The sequence below is a fragment of the Spirochaeta isovalerica genome, from assembly GCF_014207565.1.
Lineage (GTDB): Bacteria > Spirochaetota > Spirochaetia > DSM-2461 > DSM-2461 > Spirochaeta_F > Spirochaeta_F isovalerica.
This window is the reverse complement of record NZ_JACHGJ010000001.1, coordinates 222,778-235,046: the sequence shown is the minus strand read 5'-3', so window position 1 is coordinate 235,046 and position 12,269 is coordinate 222,778. Positions and strand designations below refer to the sequence as shown.

The following is a 12,269-nucleotide window of genomic DNA, read 5'->3' as shown; positions in this document are numbered from 1 at the left end:
TTTTTGCAAATGAATGAATTACTCGTTCGAACTGCTATCAGAATCGCTGTTCTCAAACCAGTTATCAGACTGTTCGGTAACGCTTCTCCGAGCCTCACCGAGAACATCATCATTCTCAACTGTTCTGGAAATGTAAGCCATTCCCAGAGAACTTACGATGAATATTACACCGAGCACTCCAGTTATTTTTGTCAGAACATTTCCTGATGAAGAACCGAAAGGCGTAGAGCTTCCTCCACCGAATATTCCTCCGAGTCCTTCACCCTGATCATCCTGCATAAGGACGACGATTATCAGAAGCAATGCGCTAATTGCGAAAACAACTAATAAAAGTGTTTCTATAATCCCCATGAATGTCTCCGAATTCTATTTATTAAAATTGACAAGTGCAGCGAATGAATCCGCTGTTAGTGATGCGCCTCCGATAAGACCGCCATCAATATTTTCCATTGCCATTAGTTCCTTAACATTAGCGGGTTTGACTGATCCACCGTACTGAATGATAATTTTATCCGCTGCTGCGGCAGAGTACATTTCAGCCAGTTTTCCTCTGCAGGCTTTATGCACAGCTTCAGCATCTTCAGGAGAAGCCGTCTTACCGGTACCGATGGCCCATACTGGTTCATAGGCAATAACGATATTGGCAAGTTCAGCTTCGGATACACCGGCCAGTCCTTTTTCAAGCTGTTCAAAACATACAGCTTCGGCTTTTCCCGCTTCTCTCTCCTCGAGAGTTTCACCGATACACAAGTCTACAGTAAGATCATGCTTTAAGGCAAGCTTAACTTTTTTATTTATCGTCTCATTTGACTCTTTATAGATACTTCTTCTTTCGGAATGCCCGAGGATAACCATTTCCACTCCCAGGTCCTTGAGCATAAGAACAGAAGTCTCTCCCGTGAAGGCACCCTCTTCATCGTCGGCCATGTTCTGAGCGGCGAGTATGACGTTTGTTCCCTTGACCAGTTCGGCTACAGCGGGGATTGCCACAAAAGAAGGAGCTACGGCCACCTTAGTCGTGCTGTCTTTTACCAGGGGAAGTATTTCTTTTACAAGTTCCTTCGCTTCGGAAGGGGTCTTGTTCATTTTCCAGTTACCTGCAATTAAATAATCTCTCATCATATTTCCTTATATCTTATGTTTATTTTCTGAGCGCAACGACGCCGGGAAGCTGCTTGCCTTCAAGGTATTCAAGAGAAGCTCCGCCACCGGTAGACACATGGTCGATTCTGTCCGCGAGATTGAATTTGTTTACTGCCGCTACTGAGTCTCCACCGCCGACAACAGTGACGCCTTTACACTCAGCAACGAATTCAGCAACTGCTTTTGTTCCGGCTGCGAATTTGTCAAACTCAAAAACGCCCATAGGTCCATTCCATACGACAGTTCTGGCCGCTTCAATTCTTGTTTTTACTGCGGCAACAGTCTTTTCACCAACGTCCATAGCCAGCTTACCGGCGGGAATATTGATGTCCCCGACATATTCGGAGTCGGCGTTTTCTGCAAATTCGGATGCGACGATATGGTCAAGAGGAAGAATGACTTCAACACCGGCCTCTTCGGCTTTTTTCAGAAAGGATTTTGCCACATCGAGGTAATCTTCTTCGAAAAGAGAATTTCCAATCTCATAACCTTTGGCCTTGAGAAAGGTGTAAGCCATTCCGCCGCCGATTACAAAAGTCGTACATTTGCTGACAAGCGATTCGAGCACGCTTATTTTGGAGGACACCTTAGCTCCGCCGATTATGGCGACAAATGGTTTTTCCGGATTGCCGAGAACGCCGTCAAAAAAACGGCATTCCTTTTCCATGAGAAATCCCGCGGCCGAAGGGAGATATTTAGTCACACCTTCAGTTGAGGCATGAGCTCTGTGAGCCGCTCCGAATGCATCATTGATATAAACATCACCCAGTCTGGCAAGCTGCGCAGCGAAATCAGGATCATTTTTAGTTTCAGCTTTATGATATCTTGTATTTTCGAGAAGAAGGATTTCACCGGGCTTTAATTCTTCAGCCAGTTTTTCCACTTCATCTCCGACACAGTCAGGAGCTGTTACAACGGGAACTCCGGCGGCTTCCGAGAGATGGGCAGCCAGCTGTTTCATGCTGAACTGAGGTTCTCTCTCCTCGGAAGGTCGCCCGAGATGGCTCATAAGAATAAGAGATGCTCCTTCCTGTTTCAATATATACTTCAGGGTGGGAATCGCTCTCAGGATTCTCGTATCATCGGTTATGACTCCGTCTTTTAAAGGAACGTTAAAATCTACACGGACAAGAACTCTTTTGTTCTTTAAATCCATCTCCTCTACGGTTTTTACACTCATATTATTCTCCTTGGTTTCACTTATTACATTTATATTTATGCCAGTTTTTCAGCCAGGTCGACAACCCTTGTGGAGTAGCCCATTTCATTATCATACCAGGAAAGGACTTTAAAGAATCCCTCACCCTGTTTCATTGTGCTCAGAGCATCAAAAATGGAAGAATGGGGATTGCCCTGAACATCCCTTGAGACAATGGGATCTTCCGTATACTGCAGAATCCCCTTCATGGGTCCTTCTGCGGCTTGTTTCATGGCATTATTAATATCTTCCACAGATACATCTTTTTTCAATTTGACGACCAGGTCGACTATGGAACCTGTCGGTGTGGGAACTCTCATGGCCATACCATTAAGTTTTCCGTTTAATTCCGGTATAACCTTCCCCACTGCGGCAGCCGCGCCTGTTGTTGTCGGAATGATCGAAAGGGCGCAGCTTCTGGCCCGTCTCAGATCGGAGTGAGGCATATCGAGAATAACCTGATCATTGGTGTAGGCGTGAATCGTAGTCATAAGCCCCTGTTCGATACCGAACTTGTCATTAAGCACTTTTGCTATCGGGCTCAGGCAGTTAGTTGTGCAGGAAGCGTTTGAAAAAGCCGTATTGGTCAAATCGAGAGCATCGTCATTTACGCCGAGAACAATTGTCTGATCGATAGAGTCTTTAGCCGGGACTGTAAGTATGACTTTGCGGGCGCCCGCTTTTATGTGGTCCTTATATCCGCCTCTGGGTCCTTCCGCCGTCCGGAATACTCCTGTCGATTCGATAACGACATCGATGCCGAGAGATCCCCAGGGCAAGTCAGACGGGTTCCTTTCAGAAAATATGCGAACCTCTTTGCCATCTACCGATATGGCATCATTTTTCACTTCAACGACTTTATTGTAAACGCCGTATGTTGAATCGTATTTCAAAAGATGCGCAAGCGTTTCGGGATCGGTCAGATCATTTATAGCCACAATGTCCAGATCATCTCTTTCCATGGCGATTTTAAAAACATTTCTTCCGATTCGTCCGAAACCGTTAATAGCTATTTTCATTGGTAACTCCCTTTCCTTTTTTTATAGCCCTGTGAATGTTCCTGTGGAGCAAAGCTGCAGATAATCCATATAAAAGTTTTGAAAACACGTATTTAATCTGTATAATTTTACTGATTAAATATAAAAGAAATAACCTTCACTGGTCAATATCAGTGTATTCTCAGCAACTCCCGCTTAAGAGTTTCATTGTAACCGAAATCGGATTGGAGAACGATCTCCTCATCCGCTCCAAGGAGAAAGATGTCATCTCCGGGATTCAATAGCTCAAAAAAGCCGGGGTTCTCATAGGTACATTCGGAAACGGCTTCATCAAGAGCCGTCACGGTCAGAATTCCAAGCTTATCCTGATCCGAAACCTCATACCAGGGCGTTTCTGAAATATACCGGACCTGACCTTTCCGGGCTACGAGAAATCTGTCCTCTTCTTTAATTCCGTCAAGCTCTCCCAAATTAATCAATGCCTTTCCGTCTTTCACATCCACAATACTCCCTCTTACTGGGAGAAAATCGCTTAAATAAGTGGTTGAAAGTCTGACAGCATCGGACAATTTGTCATTTCCGGCCCGGATAACCGTAAAGCTGTCCATAGCCACTCCGGTCCGCGACAGATATAGAGTAACCTTAAGCGTGAAAATTCTTTCCGATTCAAAAAAATCAAGTATTACATAATATTGAGATCCGCTTTTGTGGGACTGCCGATAGGCATCGGATTCGCGACCGATAATAACCGAATCCCCGGGAGTATCAAACCACTCGAATTTCTCCAGTTCATAATTGAAAAAATCAGCAATATAGCTTTCGGCCACGCTGTGTTCAGTTTTAATATCCGGTTTTCTGATGTAGATATCGATATCGTAGGGTTCTTTTAAAAGGTAAAACTGATCAACGCCCCAGTTGTCGGCTACAGTTTTTTTTCGCAAATGTTCGAACTGCTCTTTTGCTGAGAGGAAATCAGGATCGTCATAGCCGTTCCAGCTGAGAAGATTGAGAACATCGAGATACTTGGCTGTCTGCCCCCTCAGTTTAAATATCTCAGCATATAAAAGCCTGCCTTCAACTGATGAAGGATTGATCTTCAAACCCCTTCTGTATTCGTTCAGGGCTTTGTCATACCGGAAATTTCTTTCCCATTCTCTACCTCTTGAAAAATGGTAAGAAGCGTATTCTTCGATTTTGGAATCAAGACGGTTTTCGACTGCCAGTTGTTCCGCCGCCATCCGGCTGATTTCATCATACGGAGCGTTTTTCAGTATGTAATCGAAATTATGAAGGCTTTCGGTAACCCGTCCGATACGGCTGTAGGAAACAGCGAGAAGATACCTTAAACTCAGATCGGTGCGTTCTGTTTTCAATTGCTCTTCGAGAAAGTCTATCGATTTATCCGCTTCATCTTTCTCAAGATATATTCTGGCGAGAAGAGGCCTGACATCATCAGAAGCAGGGTTTATGGAGAAAAGGGTTAACGCGGCATTCTCCGCTTTATCCAGTTCGCCGCTTCTGTAATAATGCTGAGCCGCAGCCAGTTTTACATCGGGATCATAAGTATAGACAGTATTAAGAGTCTCGAGGATCTCATCGCCTTTTGAAAAATCACCCTTTGTATCGTAAAGGAGAAGAAGAGATAAAAGAGCCCTTCTGCTTTCGGGAGAGATGGTCAGACTTCCGAGATAACGTTCCTCCGCTTCGGTAAAACGGTTTTCTATCAGATCGATTTCCGCCAGTCCGAGACGGGCCGGCATATTATAAGGCTCCCGATCAAGGATGACACGGAAGACCTCACCAGCCTGTTCAAGTTCTCCCAGGCCGACATAGATCCGCCCCCGGAGATTAAGATAATCAAGATCCTCTCCCGACATGTCCAGAGCAAGACCTATATAAAAATCAGCGGCTTCATATTCCTCAAGTCTGAAATAGGCCATTGCCATGCCGTACAGAGACTGGTGATAACGGGGATTCAGTTCTACGGAACGGGAGAAATATTCCAGAGAACTGTAAACATCATTCTCCGCCATCTTCTTTTCGCCGAGCCTGTTGTACTCTATGGCGCTCTGTCCGAATAGTGAAAATCCGATCAGGAGAAGGAAAACAGTTGCCAAACGCTCCATGGAGACTACCTCAGATATCTTTTTTTACAACTTTAATTGTGTTTATTTTATGTCCGTCCATACTCTGGATGATAAAATCGACACCTTCATAGGATACTTTTTCGAAGCGGACAGGAATTTTACCAAAAAGGTCAAAAACGAACCCGCCGAGAGTATCATAATCGTCATCGGATATATTCATTGAAAGCTCTTCATTGAAATCTTCAATGCTGACCCTTGCATAACAGAGATAGATTCCCTCGCCTACGGCCAGGATATCTTCATCTTCATTATCGAATTCATCCTGAATGTCCCCGACGATCTCCTCTATAATGTCCTCCATGCAGACAATACCGGATACGCCTCCGTATTCATCGACGGCAATGGCAATATGAACCCGGCGGTGCTTGAATTCCTTCAATAGGGCATCGAGCTTCATTGTTTCAGGAACGAAATAGGGTTTTCTGATCAGTTCGGGGATGTTTAACGACTCTTTATTGACGATTTTTGAAAAAAGATCTTTGACATAGAGAATACCGATCACATTGTCAATTGTCTCTCTGTAGACGGGGAAACGGGAATGCCCGGATTCGACAAGTGTTTTATACAGCTCGTCCTCTCCGATTTCATCAGAAATAAATACGACATCAATCCTGGGCACTATGACCTCTTTGATACTTGTATCCGACAGTTCCACTATACCCCGGATCATATCCTTTTCATCCAGATTGAGATCGCCCAGTTCCTCTTCCGCCAGTATGGTTTCTTTTCTGTTTTTGAACCTTTTGTTGAAGAATTTCATCTCTTTAAAAAATTTTCACCTCTGCAAGCTGTCCGAGCAGCTTTTCCTGAAATATAAGCATCTCCTGTTCAGGAGAATTATCACTATGATCCATACCTGAAAGATGGAGAACCCCATGGACGATAAGACGCTTGAGCTCTTCCTCTTTTTCCACATGAAAATATTCGGCATTTTCCGCCAAAGTGTCGAGGGATATTATAATATCACCTGCATGATGGAGATCGCTCTCTCCCGCCAGAGGAAAAGGATCGTCATCCTGGACAAAGGTCAGAACATCTGTTGGGCTGTCTTTTTCCCTGTAATTTCTGTTAAGATCCTGAATAAATTCATTATCGCAGAAAGTCAGAGAAAATTCCCAGTTTTCTATTTTAAGATTTTCCAGAAGTGCCTGTAAAAAGCGATCCACATTATCCAGCCATTCCGGTTCTGCGATATTTTCACAAAGAACATCGATACTATTCATTGCTGTTCTCTTTCTCTTTGTTTTTCTGATCATCAGGGTATTCGATGCGGGTATGAAAGTGCCCGGCCAGAACATGGACAAAAGAATCCTTTACGAATTCCATATCCTTGAAAGTCAGAGAGCAGTCATTCAATTCTCCGCAGATAAACTTATCCATAATGAGTTCCCAGACATATTTCTCCAGTTTAGCCAGCGAAGGCTTTTTCAATGTCCGGGTCGCCGCTTCGATTGTATCGGCGAGCATGACGATAGCCGCCTCCCTTGTCTGGGGATTCGGACCGCTGTAAGAGAAGTCGTCTCTATTAACTTTGGTGTTCCCCTTCTCTTTCATTGCCCTGTCGTAGAAATACTTCATTGTCGATGTGGCGTGATGCTGGGCTATGATATCAATAACATCATTGGGAAGATTCAGATCATGGCCTTTTTCTATGCCGATTTTTACATGGGCTTTCAAAACGGCGGCGGAAAGAGAAGGCTTCATATCATCATGCTTGTTCACATCCGTCTGGTTCTCTATAAAATATTCAGACTGATCAACTTTTCCGATATCATGATAGAGCCCTCCGACTCTGGCCAGCAGCGTATTGGCCCCGATCTCCTGGCAGGCCATCTCCGCGAGATTGGCAACGTTCATGGAATGGATATAGGTACCAGGAGCTTTAGCCAGCATATTTTTCAACACGGGGGCGTTGGAATCTGATAATTCTATCAATCTGAATTTGGTACTTGTCCTCAACCAGTGCTCCAACACGGGCAAAAGGCCGAGTGCCAGAATACTGCTGATAAAACCATTTACGAAAACAATGGAAGAGCCCCACAGTGCTCTATACAAGCCAGGATCGTTAATCATTAAAAAAAGAACGAAGAAGAAAGCCTGGGCTCCTCCCTGAATCAAGCCGGCGCGGATCATATCGAGACGCCTTGCTGCGCCCTCTATAACGAGACTGGCTGTGATGCCGTAGACGAGAGGGAGAACAAGGTATTCAAGATTAAAGCCGGAAATGTAGTAGAGAGCCAGAGACTGGATCAACTGAAAAATCAATCCTGTTTTTTTGTTCGTCAGCAGAGTCACGAGCATGGAAAACAGGGCGACCGGTATATATATTCCCGGAGCGAGATCCCCCGGTGTACCGGCGAATAGAATGATCATATAAGAAACCAGAACGATGAGAACCAGTGAAGAATAAATAATAATGCCGATCTGGAAATTTCCGGTTTTTTCAGGAGAAAAGACTTTAAAATAAATGGCGGCGAAGGCAAATAAAAAGGCCGCGAAAATAATGGGAGAGAAGAATACGAGACTGCTTCCCGAGCCTTTCGCTGTCCGGATGGCCTGCAGGCGCGATTCTATTTCCGGTGTGACGACCAGCCCTTTTTCCAGGATTTTCTCACCCTTGCCCAGATATATTTCCACAGGTTTGACTTTCGAAGCAGCAAGATCTTTATTCAGGCGCGTCTGAAATTCATCGGGAAAGCAGTTTTCCCTTATGAAATACTGCGAGAAAACGATTGACGCCTGAATCATGGTCTGATCAAGATCCTGTCCGTTGAGCTCATTGAATATATATTCCGATAGGGAATCGAGTCTTGGAATCTGATTGTATTTCAGGAAAGTCTTATCGAATTTGTCACCCGATTCCCGCCAGACCTCAACAATGCCGGATGGGGGTATCAGATTTTTATCTTCGTTGTAGGCGATGCCGCGATTCATCAGTGTCTGAACGATGTTGTCTGTCGTTTCCAGAACCAGCGGGAGCTCTTCCAATTGCAGGAATTCGATAAGCGTTTCCCTATCGAGAGCCTCATCCAATCCCGATGTAAAATGAAAATCAGTGATATCGGCAGGATCCGTTTCCAGAAAGAGCTTCAATTCCGATTCAAAGGTGTCAAAAGAAGTGAGAACGTCCCTGGTTATGTTATCGTAAATTTTGAAAACCGGGAACGCCAGAGATTCCGCCAGATTTTTCTTTCTCTCTGTGGCAGCTTCGTCAATGAGAAATAGATCTATATCGGAATATATGTCCTCTTTGACGACATCTCCGACCTGATAATCCAAATAGGAATCGGAATGAAAGATTCTTTCAAAGTTTCCGAAAAAAGAGAACATGAAAACACAGAGAATATAGGAAATGATAATTGTAATAAGGGGAACTGATATTTTACCGGCAGCACTGTTGTGCTCAGCCGATTTCGTTTGAATTAGCTCAGCCATTATCCCAACTTTTTCTGTTCATTGTACCTCTGTAAATGAGATTGTACTTATTATTGGTTAAAATGGTCAAGGATAGAATGATCATTCAAACTCCGTATCCACATTCCAGAGCTCGTTGGCATATTTGCTCTGGACCTTCAGTTTTTCAATCGGATTCCAGCGGACGAGAATGGAAAAAGTGGAATCCCATCTCGATTCCAGAACCCCTTCGTCCAGCACAGGTTTCCCGCTGTATGTCATTTCAAGGTCCCAGTCGTGCAGCTTATGAACCAGCGAGACATTGAGGGAGTTCATATTGAAGAATGATTCGTAGCGATCCTGCTGTCCGGAGCTGAAAATGTTGAAAGATTTGAAAAGATCCTTGAAAAAGCTGTAGTCCTCCGTAATTCCGTAATAGTCCCGCAGCGAGGGGAAATAGAGGAATATTTGCTCATTTGATGAATCAATTGAAAATGTCAGATCCAGGAATTCGAAAATGTGAAGATTATAAGAAAGTTTGAACCCGAGTTTACTCAGATTATATTGCTGGAGGTTCATGTTCAGGTTCAGATCAATTTTTCCGTCCATGGCAATCCGGTTCTTCCAGAGCATGGGACTCTCGTATTGATAATTGATTCCGAGAGAAAATGAAGTCGGAACAAAATCCTTGCCCATATCTTTCAGCTGCTGAAGATCCTTGTCCCACTCATAATCAGTTGCATAAGCCATATTGTATGATCCAGTAAGCGCCCAGAGTTTGATTGCTGCCGAAAGCGATGCGGGAGTCTCATTTTCGAAGTTATAGGAAAAGTCTCCCGACAGGCTGACCTCGTCTAATGGTGCGAGTCTGGTGCTGACTGTTAAAGGTTCCGGTGTCCATTGGTTTTCATCATAAGTGACCTTTCCCGCAACTTTGCCGGTCCATTTCCAGATAGAAAACGCCAGAGAAGGACTGATTGACTGTTTGATATCCCGCGGAGGCAGAGTGGAATCAAAAGAAAGAGCCAGAGTGAGCAGAGGCATGGAAAAATCGATATTGACTGCCGCTCTGTGCGCTGTTATATCGTCATCATCCCACTCTATCCATTCTTTGAGAAAGACCTCCTGAACTGCGTCATAGGACAGGGAATACAAATTGGTATCGAACTCATAACTGATTGTAGATTTATTGAAAAAAGCGACATTCCTGAGTGGCTTAATTGTGAAATCAAGCGTATTGAGCCAGTTGAGTTTCCTTCCGTTAAGTTCGTTTCTTTCCTCATCTTCAGTGAAATCTCCGTAGTAACTGAGATAATCGGCCGTTAGGGTATTTTTCCCGGATAGAGAAAGAATATCTTCGAAAAACTTAAAATTGTAATTAAGGTTGAATGTGTTCTTGTTTGTCAGAAGGGATTTAAGTATATCAAAATCGATATCCGCAGGACTTCCCCATATTTCTGAGTTCATATAGGAGGTGAAATTGAGATAACCGGTGAGACTGTAGTCGATTTTTGTAAAAAACGTCTGGTCCGCATCTTCAATGGCAATACCATCGAATCTCTCCGGCTTCTTGATGTAATCTTCATCTCCCTTCTTTTCGCCGTTCTCCTTATCATTACCATCATTCCATGGAGCCTTTATAATATCCCGATCTTCCAGTTCGTCTTCAGGAACAGGATCTCCGGGACCGGTCTTGTATTCCAGGAGTACTCCTGAAAGATTGAGGGAAGTCTGCGGCCATGTGATATTTGAGGGATAAAAGAAAAGCCTCGATGGACTGTAGGGATCGTATAGTTCCTGCGGATCGGCAGGAGCCTGATAATCATTGTTATCCTTGCTGTTCCACAGCATATTCACTTTCAAAGAGCTAAGCGAAAAGTTTTTAATATAATCATCCGCCCATTTATTGGGGATATTGATATTGCCCTGTAAAGACCAGTTAAGAGAGCTTTGAGCATTCTCCTCAACACCCTCATCCTCGGTCGTCTGGGAAAGAAGATAGTTCAGCCAGTCAAAATTCTCCTCTCTTCCCGAAAAATCGCTTCTGAAATAGGGATCTGTCAAATATTCAAAATTCAATTTAAACGTAAGAAGAGAGAATCCGAATGAAAGCCCCCACCGGAAGGGAACGGACGCGCCGAAGAAATCTGATCCATTCCAGGAGGCTATAAAATCGTTTTCATCAAAGTAATTTGTATAAACGCCGCCCGATCCTTTAATACTTCTGGTGACGCCTATGCCCAGATCAAAGCTTATCCCTTTCAATTTCCACAGCTCAGATAGCGAGCCTTCCAGAGCCGTATAACCGCCGAGTCTGGAATAGTAGTCGAGCTTATACTTGATAAAATCTGAACCGGCATCTTTCTCGGGCTCCCCTTTCTCTTTAAATAGATAAAGGCCCTGCGGCACGAGTTTGTAGGTTTCATCGCTATCGGCAATATTTATAAAGAATGAGTCGTCCTCTTCGCTGTTTTGCTTTTTGCCGAGAAGATAGGTCGTCGTCTGAATATAATAACCACGGCGGCTCTCATCACCAATGACAGGATTAAAAAACAGATCATTTCCGGGGAGGTGATAGAAAGGGATATAGAGAACCGGAATATGGCCGATATAGAGAGCTCCATTGAGAATAGCCCATTCATCGGGACCGAGTATCCAGATCTTTTTTGCCTCGATTCGGTAGTGGGGTTCCTCTTCCTCGCATGATGTTATGGATCCCTGATCGAGAACAACCACGTCGCCCTCGCCTTTTTTAATAGCATCTCCGCTGAAGATAAACTCCATATCCTGCTTGTTCACTTCCTGGGTCCGCTTGAAGTCCCCTTTCAGAATGACTCCTTTCCAGTTCTGAACATTGAAAGTGAAATTATCGCCGCTGTATTCCTCTTTGTTTCCATTCTCTTCCTTGATGTAGATGATATTGCCGCTGGCAGTCATCGTGTCTGTCGTCTGGTTAAACAGTACGGAATCGGCTTCTATTGTGTGTGTCGTGTTGAGAGAAACCTGTTTGACAATGAGCTTGACGCGCCCGGAAATGCGTACATAATCTTCGCTGATCTCTTCCAGGCTGTAATACTCCGAACGGTCAGCGCTCACGATTTTTACAATTATGTCGCTTTCGCCCTCTCCGCTTTCCACTGAATTGAGATCCACATCGTAATGAGAATACAACTGTTTTTTCAGGAAATCGCTGTTGCCTTTTGTATCGAGATCCAGATCCCGGCACCAACTGAGCAGCTCATAATAGGAAGCCGTATTAATATCGCTGTAGATCGTATCGGTAAACAGAGTGTTTACCTCTGTTTCGGCATCCTGAGAAAAAACCGGATGAAAACTGAAAACTAGCAGAATTAGTAGAAGTTTGCGCGGTGTCAGCTCTAATGTTTTCAA

Annotated in this window: 9 protein-coding genes; all 9 read right to left on the bottom strand. The window is 44.1% G+C overall.

Annotated elements, in window-relative coordinates; translation table 11 throughout:
• Positions 1 to 18: 18 nt before the first annotated feature.
• The 9 genes from secG to HNR50_RS00860 all read right to left on the bottom strand — a co-directional run bounded on the left by secG (position 19) and on the right by HNR50_RS00860 (position 12,269).
• Positions 19 to 351 (bottom strand): preprotein translocase subunit SecG, encoded by a 333-nt coding sequence (secG, locus tag HNR50_RS00900; RefSeq protein WP_184742485.1) that lies wholly within the window; start codon positions 349 to 351, stop codon positions 19 to 21.
• 15 nt (positions 352 to 366) lie between these two features.
• Positions 367 to 1,119, bottom strand: a complete 753-nt coding sequence (gene tpiA, locus HNR50_RS00895; protein ID WP_184742483.1) for a triose-phosphate isomerase — start codon at positions 1,117 to 1,119, stop codon at positions 367 to 369.
• A gap of 22 nt (positions 1,120 to 1,141) precedes the next feature.
• Complete coding sequence (locus tag HNR50_RS00890; RefSeq protein ID WP_184742481.1) at positions 1,142 to 2,323, bottom strand: phosphoglycerate kinase; 1,182 nt, start codon at positions 2,321 to 2,323, stop codon at positions 1,142 to 1,144.
• Positions 2,324 to 2,358: 35 nt separating this feature from the next.
• Positions 2,359 to 3,360 carry a type I glyceraldehyde-3-phosphate dehydrogenase gene (gene gap, locus HNR50_RS00885; RefSeq protein ID WP_184742479.1) on the bottom strand — a complete coding sequence of 334 codons (1,002 nt, stop codon included), beginning with the start codon at positions 3,358 to 3,360 and terminating at the stop codon, positions 2,359 to 2,361.
• Between the two features lie 149 nt (positions 3,361 to 3,509).
• On the bottom strand, positions 3,510 to 5,465 hold the full coding sequence (locus HNR50_RS00880; RefSeq protein WP_184742476.1) for a tetratricopeptide repeat protein: 1,956 nt from the start codon (positions 5,463 to 5,465) through the stop codon (positions 3,510 to 3,512).
• A gap of 10 nt (positions 5,466 to 5,475) precedes the next feature.
• Positions 5,476 to 6,246, bottom strand: coding sequence for a hemolysin family protein (locus tag HNR50_RS00875; protein WP_184742474.1), 771 nt, complete (start codon positions 6,244 to 6,246; stop codon positions 5,476 to 5,478).
• 4 nt (positions 6,247 to 6,250) lie between these two features.
• Positions 6,251 to 6,709 carry an rRNA maturation RNase YbeY gene (gene ybeY, locus HNR50_RS00870; protein ID WP_184742472.1) on the bottom strand — a complete coding sequence of 153 codons (459 nt, stop codon included), beginning with the start codon at positions 6,707 to 6,709 and terminating at the stop codon, positions 6,251 to 6,253.
• Positions 6,702 to 8,921 (bottom strand): HD family phosphohydrolase, encoded by a 2,220-nt coding sequence (locus tag HNR50_RS00865; protein WP_184742470.1) that lies wholly within the window; start codon positions 8,919 to 8,921, stop codon positions 6,702 to 6,704. Before HNR50_RS00865 ends, ybeY begins: the two co-directional genes overlap by 8 nt.
• Positions 8,922 to 9,002: 81 nt before the next feature.
• The gene (locus HNR50_RS00860; RefSeq protein ID WP_184742468.1) at positions 9,003 to 12,269 is read right to left on the bottom strand and encodes an LPS-assembly protein LptD; all 3,267 of its coding nucleotides are present in this window, start codon (positions 12,267 to 12,269) and stop codon (positions 9,003 to 9,005) included.

What these genes read in the sequence shown, in the direction of transcription:
- secG (WP_184742485.1), bottom strand. Translation starts at nt 351, where the DNA reads ATGGGGATTATAGAAACACTTTTATTAGTTGTTTTCGCAATTAGCGCA.
- tpiA (WP_184742483.1), bottom strand. Translation starts at nt 1,119, where the DNA reads ATGAGAGATTATTTAATTGCAGGTAACTGGAAAATGAACAAGACCCCT.
- HNR50_RS00890 (WP_184742481.1), bottom strand. Translation starts at nt 2,323, where the DNA reads ATGAGTGTAAAAACCGTAGAGGAGATGGATTTAAAGAACAAAAGAGTT.
- gap (WP_184742479.1), bottom strand. Translation starts at nt 3,360, where the DNA reads ATGAAAATAGCTATTAACGGTTTCGGACGAATCGGAAGAAATGTTTTT.
- HNR50_RS00880 (WP_184742476.1), bottom strand. Translation starts at nt 5,465, where the DNA reads ATGGAGCGTTTGGCAACTGTTTTCCTTCTCCTGATCGGATTTTCACTA.
- HNR50_RS00875 (WP_184742474.1), bottom strand. Translation starts at nt 6,246, where the DNA reads ATGAAATTCTTCAACAAAAGGTTCAAAAACAGAAAAGAAACCATACTG.
- ybeY (WP_184742472.1), bottom strand. Translation starts at nt 6,709, where the DNA reads ATGAATAGTATCGATGTTCTTTGTGAAAATATCGCAGAACCGGAATGG.
- HNR50_RS00865 (WP_184742470.1), bottom strand. Translation starts at nt 8,921, where the DNA reads ATGGCTGAGCTAATTCAAACGAAATCGGCTGAGCACAACAGTGCTGCC.